Consider the following 18,574-nt stretch of genomic DNA (forward strand, 5'->3'; position numbering starts at 1 on the left):
CTCCGCTATAAAAATTTTTATTCAATAACCTTTAAGGATAATTCACGTAAATGTTTATTGTCAACTTCAGAAGGAGCACCCATTAGAACATCTTCACCTTGCTGGTTCATAGGAAAACAGATTACTTCACGAATATTTGGCTCATCAGCAAGCAGCATAACTATTCTGTCAACCCCTGGTGCTATACCGCCGTGAGGCGGCACTCCGAACCTGAATGCACGCACGAGCGCACCGAATTTTGTATCAACTTCTTCTTTGCTGTAGCCTGCAATGGCAAAGGCCTTATACATGATATCCAGCTTGTTACTACGAATCGCCCCGCTTGACAGTTCTATTCCATTGCAAACAAGATCATATTGGTAAGCAAGGATATCCAGTGGATTTTTGTCCTCTAAATCTTTCAAGCCACCATGTGGCATGGAGAATGGGTTATGAAAGAAATCGATTTTTTTACTTTTATCGTCATATACAAAATAGGGAAAATCAATGATCCAACAAAACTTGAAGATATTATCATCTATAAGACTGAGTTCTGACCCTAAAAGAGTGCGCACTTTCCCTGCAATTGTTGCTGCTTCATTTTCCTTATCAGAAGCAAAAAATACACTATCTCCAGGCTTTACATCCGTTATTTCTTTTATAGAATTTAGCCTGTTTTCATCAAGGAATTTAGCAATTGGCCCTTTTGCGATGCCGTCCTTATCAAATGTTATATACCCAAGCCCCTTAGCGCCGAATTCTTTTTGCGCATGTTCTATTTTTTTATCAAAGAAGCTGCGTGGTTCTTCTGCTGTTTTAGGAGCAGGGATGGCTCTCACTAACATACCGCGCTCAATATTGCTTTTGAAAATATTGAACTCTGAATCACGGAAAATTTCTGTAACATCGCTGACTAATAATGGATTGCGCAGATCTGGCTTATCAGATCCATATTTGAGCATTGCGTCTTTGTATGTAATGCGCGGAAAATCTTTATCAACTGATTTGCAAGAAAATTTGGCAAACACTTTATATAAGGTAGACTCAATAATCTGAAAGATGTCTTCTTGAGTCACAAAAGACATTTCAAGATCTAGTTGATAAAACTCCCCCGGAGAACGGTCAGCCCTTGCGTCTTCGTCACGGAAACACGGTGCAATTTGAAAATATTTATCAAACCCTGAAACCATGAGCAATTGCTTAAAAATCTGTGGAGCTTGCGGCAATGCATAAAATTTACCAAGATTTAGTCTGCTTGGCACCAAATAATCACGTGCACCTTCAGGGGACGAAGCAGTAAGTATTGGAGTCTGAATTTCCAAAAACCCTTGCTCTATCATGAGCTTGCGGAGTTCTGCAATAATTTGTGAGCGCAGAATAATATTGTTGCGGGTGTTTTCTCGCCTTAAATCAAGAAAACGATATTTAAATCTCATATTTTCTGGGTATTCTTGTTCGCCAGCAATGCTCGCTAATATACTTCTTTCTTCTTTTGCTATTTCTTCATCACAGTGGAACTCAACTTCTGATTCAACGTGTAAATTGCTAACTACAACCTCAATTTCTCCGGTTGCGATAGAGCTGTTTACCGTATCTTCAGTTCTAGCTTCAACTATTCCTGTAACAGTAATTATACTCTCCAATTTTAAATTTGATCTCTCATCAAAAAAGTCTTTATCATTATTAAATACTAGTTGAGTGATTCCATAGAAGTCTCTTAAATCAACAAAAATTAAGTTACCGTGATCGCGCTTACGATATAACCATCCAGAGAGGGTAACTTCCTTTTCTACGTCGTTCTTCCTTAATTCTTCACACGTGTGAGTTTTATAGCAGTTCATATTTGTTTTACTTCTAAATTCTTTAAAAAGTATAGAAATAAACCTTACTACATACAAGCCCATTCTCAGATATTTGTCCAATTTACGAAATAGAGCAGTATTACTTTTATACTGTCTTTACCCGCAAAGAAATTGCACAATTTCTATAATTATGGTATAATAGTAAGGGTATTTTTAATGAATTAGATACAGGAAATGCCACTTACACAGATCATATTATATAGCGTAACATTACTTGCTGTAGCTGCAGTATTTCTCTTTTTGAGAAAAATATACAAAAATCGCATTAGAAAAATCATATTTCCTAGAAAAGTTTTTAAAGAAGAGTGGGAAGAAGACAGAAAATTCAACGAATTATATCAAAAAAATAAGCAAAAAGAGTTGATGAAACAACAGGAAATGCTACGCGAAAAGCAAAAAGATATACAGGTTTATAAAGAAGATCTAGAAATAGTTGACATAGCAAAACCGGTAGGTAAATGGACAAAGATGGTTATGATGGGTAATGGTTTAATGCAGCGTTTTGCACAATTGATACATAGAGAAGGCGGAAAGAAAGGATTTTGGGAGCTATTTGTAAAAGCTCAGGCTTCAACTCAAGGTAAACATAAGGGGAAGGGCAGATAATTCATGCTCGAATGTGAAAATTTATCCTGCGCTCGTAATAACAAAGTATTATTTAAACATCTCAGTTTTAAAGCTGAGCCAAAATCAAAGATTCTAATCACTGGTCCAAATGGTAGTGGTAAAACCAGCTTAATTAGAAGTTTATCTGGACTTTTACCGCCGGTATCAGGCAATATAAGGTACTGCGGAAAAGACATATATGATGATCCAAAATCCTATATACCTTCTATGGTCTACGTAGGGCATAAGAATGCCTGTAAAGATAGCTTAACTGTTGCCCAAAACATAGAATTCTGGGCAGGAATACGAAATACTAGGGAATTGATTGTGGCAGCTATTTGTTGCTTGCAGTTGCAGCCTGTAATTAATATTAGATATGGCGAACTTTCTGCAGGATGGAGAAGAAGAGTTGCACTTGCTCGCCTCTTGATTTCTAATGCAAACGTTTGGCTGATAGATGAACCATTTTGTAATCTTGATAGTGCAACGTGTGAATTAGTGCTGAACCTAATCTCAATACGCTCTGAACAAAATGGTATAGTAATTATTACAGGGCATAGCTCTACAGAGCAATTGTGTGATTTTACAACGATTGATATACGCGATTTCAATAGACTTCTTGCATAGTTTTTGGCAGCACGTTAACAACCGTTAGAAACGAAAAAACTTCCTTGACAAACTCCGCCAGCCCCCTTATCATGATAGTGAAGGTATTCAGTTATCTTCATCTGTGCAGATTAAACAGCAAGAAAACAACGTAGTTGGCGTCTTATTTTTAATTTTTTGCACTATGTGCACCTTATGTCTTCACAACATTTCTGGGTTTTTACCTATATAAGCTGAAACGCGCTTATAAGTCGTTTAAGACAGTATAGTACGCCAATTTGCAGGATTAGAGAGTGACAACTAGCTAACACGGGGTTTCTCTTGCCTTTTTTTCTGCTTAGTAAATTTCTTAAACATTTGCAGCGTAGGTTAGTTGCAATTAAAAGCAGCTAAATTGCAGTGTTTAAGACTTAAAAAACGCCAAATACTGAAAATAGACAATGACTAGGGCTTCTTTTGCCTTTTTTTTCGTTTGGTAAATTTCTTAACGTTTGTAGCTAAAAGAGCCCAAGAGAGGTGTCATCCCGCTGCTTGTTAGCGGGATCTATGTTAAGAGATACCGCGAATGAATCGCGGTATGACGTAGGAATGAATCGCGGTATGACGTAGGACTGCTGTCATCCCAGTGCCCAGACACTGGGATCCAGTTTTCCATATAATCTCATCGAAAATGTTGTAACCACTTTCTATGCTAGTTTGCTTGCTTACAAGCAAACTTTTCTGGATCCCAGTGTCGGGGCACTGGGATGACACCATTCTTTTTCCTGGATCCAAGTAGTCAGGGCACTGGGATGACAAGAAGAGGGCACTGGGCCGTCATAAAGGAATCAGTTTCAGCTACTCGGATGACAAGAAGAAGGCTACTTAGATGACGGGAGAAGGAGCTACTTGAATGACATCGTTTACTATACAATGTTCGTACAGTTAGTTGCCACCTGGATAAAAAAAAAGAAGCCTACTTAGCTAACAAATTTATAAACATCAGTATACAACTCATCAACGCTTGGTTCTTTACTATTTTTGGCAAAATCTTCCGACTTTTTTACTAAATCACGTACTTCCTTATCAATTACTTTACATTCTTCTTCTGAAGCAATTTTATTATCTATCATGTATTTCTTTAAAGTGCCTATAGGGTCATGATTTTGCTTCATATCTTCAACTTCTTCTTTTAAGCGATAAGTAGCAGGATCTGACATCGAATGGCCGCGATATCGATATGTCTTCATTTCAAGCAGGATAGGCCCTTTTCCGCTGCGTGTGTGTTCCGCTGCTTCGCTTGTAGCCGCATAAACAGAGAAAAAATCCATTCCATCAACTTGTTTTCCAGGAATACCAAAACTTTCTCCTTTTTTATATAGCTCAGTTACCAAAGTGGATCTTTCTACAGAAGTACCCATTGCATATCCGTTATTCTCTATAATATAAACTACAGGTAACTTCCATAAAGCTGCCATATTAAATGATTCATATGTTTGCCCTTGATTTACAGCACCGTCACCAAAATACGTGAATACCACGTTGTCTCTTTTCTTATATTTATTAGCAAATGCTATTCCTGTGCCAATTGGAACTTGTGCCCCCACTATTCCATGTCCGCCGAAGAATTTTTTTGCAACGTCAAATACGTGCATCGAACCACCTTTACCTTTCGAGCATCCTGTTTCTTTGCCAGTGAGTTCTGCCATTACAACATTTGGATCAGAATTACATGCGAGCATTAAGCCATGGTCTCTATAACTTGTGATAAAAGCGTCACCTAATTTTGATGCAGCTTCAGTTCCAACTGCAACTGCTTCTTGCCCTATTGATAGGTGACAGAACCCACCTATTAATCCCATTCCATATAATTGTCCTGCTTTTTCTTCAAATCTGCGTATGAGTAGCATTTTCCTGTAGAATCCAATTATCTGTTCTTTAGTGAAATTTTCTGCTTTCATATCGATTTCTTTTTCATTAAACTAAAATAATATCAGAAATTTTTAACATTTTGTAATAAATCTCAATGGATTACTACCACTGGCTTGAAGCTTTTCACGTTATCTCCGCCATTATGTGGATGGCAGGTATGCTTTATTTACCCAGGCTTTATGTCTACCACGCAACTGTAAAACCGGGATCGGAAAATGATAGCTTGCTTCAAACAATGGAAAAGAGGCTACTTAGATATATCATAAACCCTGCAATGCTTTTCTCACTTGGTCTTGGAATCACATTAATGGTTATTAGGGAAGCATATCGTGAAGGATGGTTTCATGTAAAAGCATTTGCAATACTTTTGATGTTAATTATTCATATGCTACTTGCAAAATATAGGAAAAATTTTGCAATGGGTTCAAATGAAAAAAAACACGTTTATTTTCGTGTTTTAAATGAAGCAGTTACAGTATTGATAATAGTTATAGTTATTATGGTTGTTGTAAAACCTTTTTGACTGACCTTACCCAGAAAAAGCAGAAAGCTCAGCTACCCTTCTATTTTCATTTTTGACTTTTTTGAAAATAACATAAGCTAAAGTTACTGAGGTTTACCAATGATTTTTACAGGGATACTGGTGAAGTCGAGTTGCAATAGCTGTGTGCTTGACATTGGGATCCAATTTTATAAAAATCTATTGTGCTAGCAAGTTCACTAGCGTCACGCGCTGGTCTGTTGGACATTTAATGTGATTATATGTAGGGTTTTGAAAAAGACATACCAAATATGAAAGGCCTATATATTAAAACTTACGGCTGTCAGATGAACGTTTATGACTCCGTTTTAATGGAAAATATAATTAAACCTTTGGGGTTCAACGTTGTTAGTGATGCAGAAAAAGCTGATTTGGTGATACTGAACACTTGTCACATTAGAGAGAAGGCAGCAGAAAAGCTTTATTCTGAGCTCGGGAAGATTCATTCGTCACGAAAAGAAATTACTATAGTGGTGGCTGGATGTGTAGCGCAAGCAGAGGGAGAAGAAGTATTCAGAAGGGCTCCTTTTGTTGATATTGTTGTTGGTCCGCAGAGTATCGCTACCTTACCGGAGCTGATAGTCAAAGCAAGCAGAAGTAAAGGTCATGTAATAAACACTGATTTTCCTGAAGTTGCAAAGTTTGATAAATTGCCAGATGAATGCTATGGCAATAGCCAGGGGTCTTCTGCGTTTCTTGCCATACAAGAAGGTTGTGATAAATTTTGTACGTTTTGTGTAGTACCATATACTCGTGGAGCTGAGTATTCACGGCCAGTGAATGAAATATTTCGTGAAGCATTGAAATTAGTTGCAAATGGGGCGAAGGAAATCAATTTGCTTGGTCAGAACGTCAATGCTTACCATGGGAAATGCGAAGGGGAAGTGTGGGATTTAGGCAAATTAGTTAGTCATATTGCTAAAATTGAAAAGCTAGAGAGGATTCGTTATACAACTTCTCATCCAAGAGATATGCATGAATCTCTCTACTTGGCACATGCGGAAGAGCCAAAACTCATGCCATTTATTCACCTGCCTGTGCAGTCAGGTTCGAATAAAATATTGCACGCGATGAACAGAAAGCACACTGCAGAGGAGTATTTGGAAATAATAGACAGATTTCGCAAATTGAAACCTGAAATCGAATTTTCTTCTGATTTTATTGTTGGTTTTCCTGGAGAAACCGAAAAAGATTTTGAAGAAACTGTAAAATTAGTAGAAAAAATTAGATATGCTCAGGCTTATAGCTTTAAATATAGCCCAAGACCAGGTACACCAGGAGCAGAAAGAAAAGATCAAGTACCAGAAGAGGTTAAAACAGAACGCCTTCTTCGTTTACAGAAATTAATTAGTAAGCAACAACTTGAGTTTAACCAGAGTATGGTAGGCAAAACTATACCTGCTTTGTTCAGTGATAAAAAAGGCAAACACCAAAACCAAATTATTGGTAAAAGCCCATATATGCAATCAGTGTGCATTGATGATCCTGAAGGGAAGTATAGAGATAAAATAGTAAATGTGAAGGTATTGGAAGCTCGGCAGAATAGTTTGTTGGGGTGTGGTGCAGGATAGCTCTGTTGGACATCCGTCAGAGAATTATTTTGATTGAGAGAAAGTACCCCTATAGAACAAGATAGAAGTACTTCACGTAGTTTATTTCAAGTTTATCAACTATAGCTAAAGTAATTTAGGCTTACCGACAACCGTCATCCCGCTACTTGTTAGCGGGATCTAGAGATACCGTGACGATATGACGGTTAAGCTGAGATACCGCGAATGAATCGCGGTATGACGTGGGATTGTGTTAGCTATAGGGCGTGGGGTGCAGGAATAAGTTTGTTTCTTTTTGCATTTGTAATTTTCTAGAAAGCCCTATATTCTTTGGCTTTATCCGGTCAAAATGAACATGAAGTCAAAGCATTATCCTGATACAGTAAGTAGTCCTGATTTTTCGTCGTTAGAAAAAGAAATCATAAAATTTTGGCAGGAAAATAAAGTCTTTGAGCGGTCAGTTGGAGAACGTTCCAAGGATAATTGTTTTGTGTTTTATGATGGGCCTCCGTTTGCAAATGGACTTCCACATTATGGACATTTACTCACTGGTTTCATCAAAGACGCATTTGCAAGATATCAAACTATGCTTCAAAAAAGGGTTGAACGTAGATTTGGTTGGGATTGCCATGGATTACCGGCTGAGATGGGTGCAGAAAAAGAACTTGGAATATCTGGTAGAACTGAGATAGAAAAATTCGGCATTGAAAAATTCAATAACCATTGTCGTACTTCTGTAATGAGATTTTCATCAGAGTGGGAAAAATATGTCAATAGGCAGGCAAGGTGGGTGGATTTTCATAATGACTATAAAACCATGGATAAATCATTCATGGAGTCGGTCATGTGGGCATTTAAACAGCTTTATGATAAGGGTCTAGTGTATGAATCAGTACGCGTTGTTCCATATAGCTGGGCGTGCGAAACTCCATTATCCAATTTTGAAACAAGGCTTGATAACGCATATAGAGAAAAGACTAGCAAAGCTGTAACTGTTGCATTTGAGCTTTTAGAAAACCCACAGCAGTTTAAAAGTGTTAAACAAAAATGTAAATTACTTGCTTGGACTACAACTCCTTGGACTCTTCCTAGCAATCTGGCATTGGCGATAGGAAAGGACATCAAGTATTGTGCAGTGTCAGTCCACTCTTTGGTGTCATCCCAGCGCGTGACGCTGGAATCTATTTCTGGATCCCAGTGTCGAAGCACTGGGATGACAGAAGTTAATGAAAGGAGTTCAGTGAAGAGTGAAATTTATATTTTCGCTGAAAGCTACCTAGAAAAATTTATCAGCCACTCTGAACAAAACAATATTCCATATGAAAACTGCAATATAAAACTTAAAGCGAATGATCTTGCAGGCCTTTCCTATAAGCCGCTGTTTGATTACTTTAAAGATACAAAGAATGCATTCCGTGTTTTTGTTGCTGATTATGTTACAGGAGAAGATGGTACTGGCGTTGTACACACTGCTCCTGGATTTGGTGAGGAAGATTTTTACCTTTGCCAAAGCCATGATATTCCAGTTATTTGTCCAATTGATAACAGTGGAAAATTTACTGCTGAAGTTTCAGATTTGGCAGGGGTTCATGTTTTTGATACCAATGATACAGTAATAAAAAAATTGAAAGAACAAGGAAACTGGTTCAAAACTGAACAATATATTCACAATTATCCACACTGCTGGAGAACTGACACTCCTTTGATCTATCGCACTATGCCTTCTTGGTATGTTGCCGTTACAAAATTCAAAAGCAGAATGGTAGAGCTAAATAAGAGAGTTAATTGGATACCAAACCACATTAGAGATGGTCAATTTGGAAAATGGCTTGAAGGGGCACACGACTGGTCAATTTCACGCAATCGATTCTGGGGTACTCCGATTCCTGTGTGGCAATCAGATGATACAAGATATCCAAGAGTGGATGTATATGGTTCGATAGAAGAACTAGAGCGAGATTTTAATGTTAAAGTAGATGATTTGCACAGACCATTTATCGATACTTTAACGAGGCCAAATCCTGATGATCCAACAGGAAAATCAGTTATGCGTCGTGTGCCTGACGTATTTGACTGCTGGTTTGAATCTGGCTCGATGCCATTCGCACAAGTCCACTATCCGTTTGAAAATAAGGAGTGGTTTGAAACTGCAGATTTTATCACTGAATATATAGCGCAAACCAGGGGGTGGTTTTATACGCTCTTTGTATTGTCCACTGCTTTGTTTGATAGGGAACCATTTAAGAACTGCATATGCCACGGTGTTGTTTTGGATGTAAAAGGGCAAAAATTGTCCAAGCGTTTGAATAACTATGCAGATCCAATGGAGGTTTTTGATAGATACGGTTCTGATGCACTGCGTTTTCTTATGCTTTCTGGATCTATTGTTTGTGGTGGTAATTTGCTACTTGATAAAGAAGGGAATTTAGTACGAGACGTTCTGAAAAACGTAATAAAACCTATTTGGAACAGTTATCACTTTTTTACCATGTATGCAAATGCAGATGGAATTAAAGCTGAAGTTTGTAAGGATTATCAAAGTACTATTGATCGCTACATGATTTCCAAATGTTTTGAAGCTGTAGAAAGTATCCAAACTTCTATGAACAGCTATAACTCCCAAGAGGCTTGCAAAATTTTGATGAACTTTTTTGAAGTGCTAAATAATTGGTATATTCGTCGCAGTCGCGAGCGTTTTTGGAAAAGTGATTTGGATCAGGATAAAACTGATGCTTATAATGTTCTATATACGGTTTTTTATTACATACTAAGAGCTGCAGCCCCTTTGTTGCCACTTATAACAGAGAATATATGGCAAGGGCTTAAGTATGAAGAAACATCTGTTCATTTGGCTGATTTCCCACAATTAGAGAAGTTTGATAGTCAGCTCATTGCCAAAATGGATCTAGTGAGAGAGATATGTAACTCTGCACTCTCTATTAGAAACACTTTTAATATACGTATCAGACAGCCACTTGGCAGTATGATCATTTATCATCAGTCTTCCTGTAGTTTTCTTGAAGGTGAGCCGTTTTCTGTCATCCCAGTGCGTGACACTGGGATCCAGTGTGCTGAAAACTCAAATGAGTACCAAGAGATGATAAAAGATGAGGTAAATGTAAAAAAACTGAAGTTAGTAAACAGACTTGAAGATATTGCATCACTAGAGTTAAAACTCAACTTCCCTGTGCTTGGAAAAAGAATTCCGGAGAAGATTAAGACACTGGTTCAATATGTTAAACAAGGAAAGTGGAAACAAGTTGAATCCGGTGTCATCCGAGTAGCTGACACTGGGATCCAGACGCAGATTCCAGCGTCACGCGCTGGAATGACAGAAAGAGGTCTCATATTTTTGGGGGACGAGTCAGAAAATTATATCATAGAAAAAGGCGAATATGAACTATTATTAAAAGCAAACAGTGAATTCTCCTCTGTATTTGATAACAACAAAGGGGTTGTTATCCTAAACACTACTTTAAATGATGAATTGATTCTAGAAGGGCTTGCAAGAGATGTAGTGAGGCTCATTCAGGAAACTAGGAAACAAGCTGATTTTCATATGTCCGATAGAATCAGAGTAATAATCAAAACAGAAGATGAGAAAATTAAGGAAGCAATAAATACGTGGATTGAATATATAAAAGAGCAGACCCTTGCCTTATCTTTGGACATTAATACAGAAATTGGAACTAACTTTTATTCTAAGGAATATCAGGATTTAAATGTTAGCATTGAGCGTTAGATTTTTAATAAAGTTGCAAGATTGTCAGTATTTATGCTATACTTAAGGTAATTGGATAAGGTTATGGTATGAATGCTGTTGTAGGTTGTGAGGAAGTTGTTGACTTAAATAACAATAGTGGTGATTTAGATGCATTAAATGGACAACCTAATTTACAAAGAGAATCTTTTGCTACTTCAGAAAAACAGGAAGGACCTGTTGCTACTTTGGAAGAGCAAGAATCTGTTAGTAATTTAAAAAAAATAGGTGCTGATTTTAGCATTCCACTAAGTATATTTCATTATAAAGGTTACGGCTCCGATTTTTTTACTTCCTGGTATAATATATCAAGCGAAATATTTAAGGAAATAAACAGAGCTTGCCTGGAGAAGAAAGTATTAAATTCAGCTCTATCAGTTTTAATGTTTCCTTATGTTGCTTCTGTTGCATTGGGGTTAGTTATATATAAAACAAACAGTAAAACACAAACCAGTTCAGAGGAAAGTAAAACAAAAAAGAGTGAGGTAAGTACAGCAAAAAGATTGGCATATGGCGTTCTTGCTGCAATTGCAATTCTTGTTGATATAGCTGTGCTTATAGCCTTAATTATTCCTGCAACACCCGCCTTAGCTACTTTTTATCTTACAAACAGAAAGTTATCTCATTCTTTGGTTGCTGCTCTAAAAATAAGTAATGGGTTATATCAGAATGAACACCAGAATATTGAAGTGTCTTTTCGTGAAATAGATGCTGGTAAGTCGGACATTAAGTGGGATATGGAAGTTAAGTTTCCACCGCAATTTGAACAATTACTTAGAGATTTATATGAAGATAAAGATGGTAGTTGGTTTAATGTTGCACGTGATTCAGAACATAATACCATACTGAAATTATCAGCTAATATCAATTTAAAAAACGGCCTTAGGCCTTTACGTAATGAGATCAAGAATGTGCTTGCAATTTCGATTCAGGAATTCGCAAAGACTATGGAAGAGCTAATGAAGCTAGAAGGAAAAGATATTACATATGATAAGCTGAAGGAACTGTTGAACGAATTCAGACTGAAAGTGGTGGATAGTGTAGATTCTAAACTGGTGAATTACTTAATACAAAATGCTTATCGAGTTGCTTTTATACAAGCAATTAAATTTGCACAAAAAAGAAGAGAGGAAAAGGAAGATTTTTCATTAGAAGAAAGACTGAAAGAGGTATTAGTGGAGCAAGAACTGAAAAGCCAAGGTAAGGAATTGCCGACTGAAAAGGAAATGATACTAGAAGATCTAAAAAAAGCAGGAGCAAAAGTACCAGATGACTTGGACGATAGAGGGCTTCCTATGTTTAAAGCAAAATGGAAACAGCTTATAAAAGAAGGGAAAATAGCTGAAAGGACAATAATTAATACTTATGAAGATATGTACCCTCAAGAAACAAAGAAAGCTCTAGATAATGCTGAAAGAGAGATTAAGGATTTAAGAGAAATAGGACAGAAAAGATATAATGGGATATGTGAAAAATTAAAAGAGATGCATAAAAATAGGAAAAACGGTAACTTAAAAGATGGTGCTTTAAAAAGGAAATTAGAAGATCTTTTTAAATTTGAATATGATGATCAAAAAGTTGAGGAAAGGCTAATAGAATCGAGAATAAGGACTATTAACACTCTACTGAGTAAGTCAGATAAAAAAATAAAGCAATCTTTAGCAGAAGATTTTAGTGAATTAAAGGAAACAAGGACTTCGGATAAAGTGAATGACTTTGTAGAGAAGATGTATTTAGAAATAACAAGATGTAGAATTCAAGAGTTATTTGAAAAGCAAGGGGAAAGTATAAAGAATGTAGAAGATAATAAGGACATGCTATTCAATGGAGAAGATGAAAAACGTCTAGTAAACAAGATTGTTTCTTATCGAAAAGAAATTGGAGAATATTTTACGCAACCTACAAGACTGAAGGAAATAATAGGAAAGCAGAATGAGGATTTGGATGTTGAGAAAAATAGTAAAGAAGAGAAATCTTCAAGTATGGAGTTAATAGAGTTATGCTTGCGAAATAACCAAGAAATTTTAGAAGCATTAGAGCAATTAGAGTTAAAAAAAGAAGGATTGTTGATAAATGAAGAAACAAAAAATAATTATAGAGAAGAGCTGGAATCTCGTGAAAAAATAAAATTTGCAATAATAGAAGATGATTTACTGAAAGCGTTCGAGCATGAAACTTTTAACGAAGAAGCAATTAAGAGATTATTAGAGGAAGCGGAACTTGAGTACTATTTGGCAGAAAGATGCATCAAATATCCTGTGATTAAAACGAAAGATAATATCAAGCATTTTTGTCAAGATTTATTGTCTCCTCTGGTAGACAGGTTAGCGAACCTCATAATAAATAATGTACCAAAAGATAATGGGAATAGTTTGTGGAAGATTTGGAACTCTCTTAAAGTTGGTTTTAATTATAATGTGATTGGATGGTCAGCTACCGTAAACAAAGATAAGAGCACAGAAGGAAAAGCGTTGAGTGTGGCACATGATACTCATAAGGAAATAGAGACATTTCTTCAACATTTCGAATCAAGTTATGAAGAAGTAGGAGCCTTGATAGGTGATGTATTTTCTGATGATGGGAAAACATTTAAAAATGATGTATGGCCTAAAGTAGAAGAGCATTTGCATGGAATGTGGAATAGATTTTTTAAGGATGTTGAATTCAAGATTGGGAATAGATTGGATGAAGTAAGTGTGACACAGCAAAAGCAGAACACTATGATTGTGACTCAATGATGAGTTCTCAAAGTTCCTCCGGTATTTTCATATACCAAATTGACTATAGCACTTGATTCTTTTTGGATCTCTTTTTCAGTTAAAGTGTGGATTGGAGAGCAGAAAGTAACTGACAATGCTATAGACATCTTATTCGGTTCTATATTGTTTCCATGGTATACGTCAAATACTAAAACTTCTGTGATGAGCTCTGAGCTTTTTTTTACCACATTGATTATGTTACCTACTTCCACATCCTTATTTACAATAAATGCAAAATCACGTTTTACACTTTGGTATTTATAATCGATAAATTTCTTTCTACTTACAGGTAAATTTTCAATATTTTCTAGTATTACCTCAAAACCTACAACTTTTTGCTTGATGTCAAAAAGATCTAATATATTAGGATGCAACTCTCCAAAATAACCTGCTACTTTATTCTTAAAAGAGAGAGTGCCTGACTTTCCTGGGTGGTAATGTTCTTTTTCTGCTCTCTCTATCGTTAAATTATCGCAATTGACGTTAAAAAACTCCAAAGCTGCTATGCAATCAGCCTTTGCGTCAAAAACATCTACTTTCCTATCAATATTATAATGGTTTCGCGGTAAATTATTTCCTGTTCTTATTCCACTTAAGACATGTTTAGACTGAGCTTCACCATCGTAAATCGGCCCAATTTCGAAGATTGCAAGATCAGATACTCCATGGGCAATATTATCAGCAGTGACTTGCAATAAATTTGGCATAATACTTGGTCTCATCATATTAAAGTTATTGTTAAACGGATTATCGATGATAAATAACTTATTCGAGTAACCAAATTTTTCAGCTGTTGATTCACTCATAAATGACCAGGTTAGCACTTCATGAAACCCTCTGTTTGTCATCAAAATACGCAAATTGTCGTATGTACTATCTACTTCTTCAACATTATTTGGTAGTGGTTCTTCTTTTATTTTGTCATAGCCGTATATTCTTGTTACTTCTTCAATTAGGTCAGCAGGTATAGTCACGTCCGGTCTCCAGCTTGGTACTTGTACATTCCAATTGCCTTCGGTTTTTTTATCAATACTAAACCCTAGTTTCGTTAAGATATCGAACGTCTCATCAGGTGATACAGATACACTTCCAAACTTGTTTATATCTTGGTAATCAAGGCTTATCTTAGCATCATTCCGGCATGGTTTTTTCTGGATCCCAGTGTCAGCTACTTGGATGACAGAGGTGTATTCTTTATCTAGATTACCGGCAGACACTATGCTTGAGACTTCTCCACCACATAAATCCAAAATCATTTTGGCTGCAAGATTGAGTCCATCAAGGGTAAATCCAGGATCGATTGAACGTGCAAATCTGTAACTAGCGTCTGTGGAGATGCTGAGCTGTCTTGAAGATTTAGTGATAGAGATTGGATCGAGCAAAGCTAATTCCAAAAAAATATTGGTGGTTTCAAGAGTACATTCACTGCACTTTCCACCTATAATTCCAGCAACTCCATGAATATTTTTACTATCAGAATAAATGTTTATATTATTGTCCAGTAAATATTCCTTACCATTTAAAGCAAAGAAGCTTTCTCCATCATTTGCTTTTCTTATTGTAAGTTTGCCATCTACTTTGTTTGCATCAAACGCATGCATTGGACGATTAAAAGATATCATAATATAGTTAGTAATGTCAACTATTGTAGAAATGGAGCGCATTCCTATCGATTCCAATTTATCTTTTAGCCACTTTGGGCTTTCTTGATTTTTTACATTGGCGATGTATATTCCACTAATAAAACTTTCTCCGTCAGTCACTTCAACATCGATTGGTGAATTTATGGAGCTGGTAAGTTGTGGAATGCTTAAAGTCTTTAATGTCCCAATTCCAGTTGCAGCAAGGTCGCGAGCTATTCCATAAATGCCTAAGCAATCTCCACGGTTTGGAGTAACATTTATATCAATTACAGGGTCACAATTGAAAAATTTATCCCCTACTTTATAATCATCGGAAAGCTCGATTATTCCTTCACTTTCCTCTTGAACTAGCGCAAGTTCAGAAGCAGAGCAGAGCATCCCTTCACTTAGCACTCCTCGTATTTTTGTAGGCTTGATTGTGAAATCACTTTCTGGCAATGTGCTACCAAGAGATGCAAGCACAGTTTTCATACCTTCTCTAACATTGTTTGCTCCGCAAACTATTTGTAGAGTTTTACTTCTGTCATCTACTTTACATAATTTTAATTTATCGGCATTTGGATGAGGTGCAACTTCTAATACTTTTGCAACAATAAAACCAGCTAATTTGGTATTGTCGATCACATCTTCTACTTCTAACCCTATGTGAGTTAATTTATCGGTAATTTCTTCTAAACTAGCATTGGTTTCTAAGTGTTCTAATAACCAAGATAATGTGAATTTCATGAACCTTTAAAGAAATAAAAGAGTTATTGTAATATAAAATGTAGTGCTTTTAAAGCTTGTTGTAATGGAATAAAAGGTAACTTCTACATCATAAACAAGGATGCAGAAGTTTTTGTAATTTTATATATTATTGTAGAGAGAATTTATCTTCTCGATATCACCTTTTAAATCTATCTCCATAGAGAGCTTAAGATTCATATTGTGGTTATCTTCATGGAAGTTATGAATGTAACCATCAATAGTTAAGTTTCCTATCATATTATGGCTTTTATCTAGTATTTCGCTTCCCATTTGATAATGGCCAGTATATTCGTTAAAGGAGCCATCTGTTAGTTTAATGTATCCACTACCAAATTCCTGCTCTAAATTTAAAGGATGATTAGTGTTAATAAAATCTATTTCGTTCATAATAATACCTCACTAAAAATTAAATTATAATTAAAATAAGATGTTAAGTCAAGATATTGAATTATTTAATAAGATTAGTAAGTTTTAAAATACAGAGCTGACTGTAATTAACACTCTAATTACATATTTTGTTAATGTATCAATGTTATAATGATACAGGGCTTTATCTTAATTCTTGACTTTGTCCTATAAAATTCATACTTTATTTACTGTTTATAGTTCAGATTAAAATGGCATTAAATCCACTGGAACAGTTTAAAGTATATACAATAATAGAGTTACCTAGGTTATTTGGGTATGACGTAAGCTTTACCAATTCATCTCTTTTCATGATGATTTCGGTGATATTGGTGATACTCTTTTTGCTTTTTGGAATAAAGAAGGGGTCAGTAATACCAGGATATTTGCAAGCTGCAGTTGAATATGTATATGATTTTGTTGTTTCAATAATAGAAAGTAACACTGGAAGCAAAGGCTTGCAGCACATTCCATTGATATTTACAGTGTTTATTTTCATTTTATCATGTAATTTGGTTGGTGTTCTTCCTTATAGTTTCACGGTCACAAGTCATGTGATAGTCACCTTCGCTTTATCGATGGTGGTTTTTATTTATATAACGATTGTTGGATTTAAAGAAAGGGGAGTAGAATTTTTACGCATATTGCTACCAAAAGGAACTCCTTCGTGGCTTGCACCTATAATAATTATTATTAAGTTGTTTGCTTATTTAGTAAGGCCGATTAGCCTATCAATAAGGCTTGCAGCAAATATGATTGCGGGTCATACAATTATCAAAGTGATAGCAGGGTTTATTGTAAATATGAACATATTTCTCACTCCTGCGCCGTTTTTGTTCATAATTGCATTGATAGGGTTTGAAGTATTTGTTGCAGTTTTACAAGCTTATATATTTGCTATATTAACATGTGTATATTTGTCAGATGCAGTAAAGTAATTGACTTCCTTGCAGAATATTTTACAATTATATTATAAAGAAATGTTTAAAGGTAATATATGGATTTAGTAGCTTTAAAATTTATAGCAATTGGTTTAGTTGCGTTTGGAATGCTCGGTGCTGGTTTAGGTATAGCTAATATCTTTTCTGCTATGCTGAATGGGATTGCGAGGAATCCTGAATCGGAAGGTAAAATGAAAACTTACGTTTATATTGGTGCTGCTATGGTTGAAATAATGGGATTGCTTGCGTTTTTACTTGCAGTATTATTAATATTTGTTGCTTAACACATGCCACAGCTTGATGTTTCAAACTTCTTTTCTCAAGTTTTTTGGTTTTTAATTTTTTTCTCTTCACTTTTTTTCGTAGTAAGTTGTTTATTTTTACCAAAGTTAGATGAAATAATAAGCACTAGAAGTAAAAAAGTATTGGATTCTTTTAATAGTTCTGTTCATCTTTTAAGACTCACGGAAGAGCAGATTGCCAAGTATAATGCCGCTTTAAACCAAGCTAGAATACAGGCAAAAAGGATCATAGATGATGCACTTGCTCAGGTAGAAGAAATGAGAGCTAATGTTAAGAATATATTAGAAGAGGAAGACAAAAAAATGAGCAAGCTTATTGAAGAAAAAGTGGCAGAATTTAAATCTGAATATACTGATCAGTTAAAACAAATGGCTACTAGTATTGCTTTAATTTATTATACTAAATTGACCAATTCTGAAATTGAAGAGGAGTTTGTTGCTGACTTGGTGTCCAAAGAATTTTAGGGGTTTTTATGTCTACATCACTGATTATCGGTCTTGCCTTCTTGGTAAGTTTTGTCCTTTCGTATAAATTGCTAAAGAAAGTGATAAAAAATGCGCTTAACAATAAGCGTAACAAAAGCAAATTTTCAAGTGAAGAAACTGAAAAATTCAGGAAAGATATGTTGGAGTATTACAAAAAATCTTCTGAAAAATACAAAGAATTAGATGCAGAAGTTAATAAAATGATGAATGAAGCACTTGATAAAGCTAATAGTATCATTAAGCACAATAGACAGCAGCTAGATCAGACATTAGATGACAATGCCCATTCTAACTTGAAGAAAGTCACTGACCAAGTTGAAAAAGCTCTTGGAGACTTACAGGCTAACACAGCGAATATAGCTGCTGATGCTGTAAAAAAAATAATGCATGAACGTAAAGATGATAAGCGTAGTAGCGAGGTCATATCTTCATTTTCACGTGACTTAAATAAAAAATTGCATTAGGTTTAATGCAAC

General features: G+C 35.6%; 15 protein-coding genes. 10 read left to right on the forward strand and 5 right to left on the reverse strand.

Annotated features, from left to right (window positions below; genetic code table 11):
• Nucleotides 1-17: 17 nt before the first annotated feature.
• Nucleotides 18-1,820, reverse strand: a complete 1,803-nt coding sequence (gene aspS, locus OOK87_RS06870) for an aspartate--tRNA ligase (protein WP_264688418.1) — start codon at nucleotides 1,818-1,820, stop codon at nucleotides 18-20.
• A gap of 195 nt (nucleotides 1,821-2,015) precedes the next feature.
• On the opposite strand from aspS, the gene OOK87_RS06875 reads away from it, so the two are divergent.
• Nucleotides 2,016-2,447, forward strand: a complete 432-nt coding sequence (locus OOK87_RS06875) for a hypothetical protein (protein WP_253309472.1) — start codon at nucleotides 2,016-2,018, stop codon at nucleotides 2,445-2,447.
• 3 nt (nucleotides 2,448-2,450) lie between these two features.
• Nucleotides 2,451-3,074 (forward strand): heme ABC exporter ATP-binding protein CcmA, encoded by a 624-nt coding sequence (gene ccmA / locus OOK87_RS06880; protein WP_253309471.1) that lies wholly within the window; start codon nucleotides 2,451-2,453, stop codon nucleotides 3,072-3,074.
• A gap of 528 nt (nucleotides 3,075-3,602) precedes the next feature.
• On the opposite strand, the gene OOK87_RS06885 is transcribed toward ccmA, so the two are convergent.
• Complete coding sequence (locus tag OOK87_RS06885; RefSeq protein WP_264688419.1) at nucleotides 3,603-3,851, reverse strand: hypothetical protein; 249 nt, start codon at nucleotides 3,849-3,851, stop codon at nucleotides 3,603-3,605.
• Nucleotides 3,852-4,012: 161 nt separating this feature from the next.
• On the reverse strand, nucleotides 4,013-4,993 hold the full coding sequence (gene pdhA / locus OOK87_RS06890; protein ID WP_264688420.1) for a pyruvate dehydrogenase (acetyl-transferring) E1 component subunit alpha: 981 nt from the start codon (nucleotides 4,991-4,993) through the stop codon (nucleotides 4,013-4,015).
• 65 nt (nucleotides 4,994-5,058) lie between these two features.
• Between pdhA and hemJ the strand changes: the two genes are divergently transcribed.
• The 4 genes from hemJ to OOK87_RS06910 all read left to right on the forward strand — a co-directional run bounded on the left by hemJ (nucleotide 5,059) and on the right by OOK87_RS06910 (nucleotide 13,553).
• Nucleotides 5,059-5,487 carry a protoporphyrinogen oxidase HemJ gene (gene hemJ / locus OOK87_RS06895; protein ID WP_253302778.1) on the forward strand — a complete coding sequence of 143 codons (429 nt, stop codon included), beginning with the start codon at nucleotides 5,059-5,061 and terminating at the stop codon, nucleotides 5,485-5,487.
• Nucleotides 5,488-5,756: 269 nt separating this feature from the next.
• The gene (gene miaB / locus OOK87_RS06900; RefSeq protein WP_264688421.1) at nucleotides 5,757-7,076 is read left to right on the forward strand and encodes a tRNA (N6-isopentenyl adenosine(37)-C2)-methylthiotransferase MiaB; all 1,320 of its coding nucleotides are present in this window, start codon (nucleotides 5,757-5,759) and stop codon (nucleotides 7,074-7,076) included.
• Nucleotides 7,077-7,410: 334 nt separating this feature from the next.
• The gene (ileS, locus tag OOK87_RS06905) at nucleotides 7,411-10,797 is read left to right on the forward strand and encodes an isoleucine--tRNA ligase (RefSeq protein ID WP_253309963.1); all 3,387 of its coding nucleotides are present in this window, start codon (nucleotides 7,411-7,413) and stop codon (nucleotides 10,795-10,797) included.
• Nucleotides 10,798-10,865: 68 nt separating this feature from the next.
• Nucleotides 10,866-13,553, forward strand: a complete 2,688-nt coding sequence (locus tag OOK87_RS06910) for a hypothetical protein (protein WP_253309469.1) — start codon at nucleotides 10,866-10,868, stop codon at nucleotides 13,551-13,553.
• Here OOK87_RS06910 and pheT read toward each other — a convergent pair.
• Together pheT and OOK87_RS06920 are read right to left on the reverse strand one after the other, a co-directional pair.
• Nucleotides 13,547-15,943 (reverse strand): phenylalanine--tRNA ligase subunit beta, encoded by a 2,397-nt coding sequence (gene pheT, locus OOK87_RS06915; RefSeq protein WP_264688422.1) that lies wholly within the window; start codon nucleotides 15,941-15,943, stop codon nucleotides 13,547-13,549. The genes OOK87_RS06910 and pheT overlap by 7 nt on opposite strands.
• 120 nt (nucleotides 15,944-16,063) lie before the next feature.
• Nucleotides 16,064-16,351 carry a hypothetical protein gene (locus tag OOK87_RS06920; protein WP_253309467.1) on the reverse strand — a complete coding sequence of 96 codons (288 nt, stop codon included), beginning with the start codon at nucleotides 16,349-16,351 and terminating at the stop codon, nucleotides 16,064-16,066.
• Nucleotides 16,352-16,581: 230 nt separating this feature from the next.
• Between OOK87_RS06920 and OOK87_RS06925 the strand changes: the two genes are divergently transcribed.
• From OOK87_RS06925 to OOK87_RS06940, 4 genes are read left to right on the forward strand one after another with little or no spacing between them, the layout of a single operon-like run.
• Complete coding sequence (locus OOK87_RS06925; RefSeq protein WP_264688423.1) at nucleotides 16,582-17,307, forward strand: F0F1 ATP synthase subunit A; 726 nt, start codon at nucleotides 16,582-16,584, stop codon at nucleotides 17,305-17,307.
• 59 nt (nucleotides 17,308-17,366) lie between these two features.
• Complete coding sequence (locus tag OOK87_RS06930) at nucleotides 17,367-17,594, forward strand: F0F1 ATP synthase subunit C (RefSeq protein ID WP_250294934.1); 228 nt, start codon at nucleotides 17,367-17,369, stop codon at nucleotides 17,592-17,594.
• A 3-nt stretch (nucleotides 17,595-17,597) separates the two neighbouring features.
• Nucleotides 17,598-18,077: a F0F1 ATP synthase subunit B family protein gene (locus tag OOK87_RS06935; RefSeq protein ID WP_264688424.1), complete on the forward strand. Its 480-nt coding sequence runs from the start codon at nucleotides 17,598-17,600 to the stop codon at nucleotides 18,075-18,077.
• 8 nt (nucleotides 18,078-18,085) lie between these two features.
• Nucleotides 18,086-18,562 (forward strand): F0F1 ATP synthase subunit B family protein, encoded by a 477-nt coding sequence (locus OOK87_RS06940; RefSeq protein ID WP_064125097.1) that lies wholly within the window; start codon nucleotides 18,086-18,088, stop codon nucleotides 18,560-18,562.
• Nucleotides 18,563-18,574: the final 12 nt, after the last annotated feature.

The organism is Wolbachia endosymbiont (group A) of Sympetrum striolatum (genome assembly GCF_947250715.1).
Classification (GTDB): domain Bacteria; phylum Pseudomonadota; class Alphaproteobacteria; order Rickettsiales; family Anaplasmataceae; genus Wolbachia.

Coding starts and splice junctions, on each gene's coding strand:
- pdhA (WP_264688420.1), bottom strand. CDS start 4,993: ATGAAAGCAGAAAATTTCACTAAAGAACAGATAATTGGATTCTACAGG.
- OOK87_RS06935 (WP_264688424.1), top strand. CDS start 17,598: ATGCCACAGCTTGATGTTTCAAACTTCTTTTCTCAAGTTTTTTGGTTT.
- OOK87_RS06920 (WP_253309467.1), bottom strand. CDS start 16,351: ATGAACGAAATAGATTTTATTAACACTAATCATCCTTTAAATTTAGAG.
- ileS (WP_253309963.1), top strand. CDS start 7,411: ATGAAGTCAAAGCATTATCCTGATACAGTAAGTAGTCCTGATTTTTCG.
- OOK87_RS06930 (WP_250294934.1), top strand. CDS start 17,367: ATGGATTTAGTAGCTTTAAAATTTATAGCAATTGGTTTAGTTGCGTTT.
- OOK87_RS06940 (WP_064125097.1), top strand. CDS start 18,086: ATGTCTACATCACTGATTATCGGTCTTGCCTTCTTGGTAAGTTTTGTC.
- pheT (WP_264688422.1), bottom strand. CDS start 15,943: ATGAAATTCACATTATCTTGGTTATTAGAACACTTAGAAACCAATGCT.
- miaB (WP_264688421.1), top strand. CDS start 5,757: ATGAAAGGCCTATATATTAAAACTTACGGCTGTCAGATGAACGTTTAT.
- OOK87_RS06910 (WP_253309469.1), top strand. CDS start 10,866: ATGAATGCTGTTGTAGGTTGTGAGGAAGTTGTTGACTTAAATAACAAT.
- OOK87_RS06925 (WP_264688423.1), top strand. CDS start 16,582: ATGGCATTAAATCCACTGGAACAGTTTAAAGTATATACAATAATAGAG.
- hemJ (WP_253302778.1), top strand. CDS start 5,059: ATGGATTACTACCACTGGCTTGAAGCTTTTCACGTTATCTCCGCCATT.
- OOK87_RS06875 (WP_253309472.1), top strand. CDS start 2,016: ATGCCACTTACACAGATCATATTATATAGCGTAACATTACTTGCTGTA.
- ccmA (WP_253309471.1), top strand. CDS start 2,451: ATGCTCGAATGTGAAAATTTATCCTGCGCTCGTAATAACAAAGTATTA.
- aspS (WP_264688418.1), bottom strand. CDS start 1,820: ATGAACTGCTATAAAACTCACACGTGTGAAGAATTAAGGAAGAACGAC.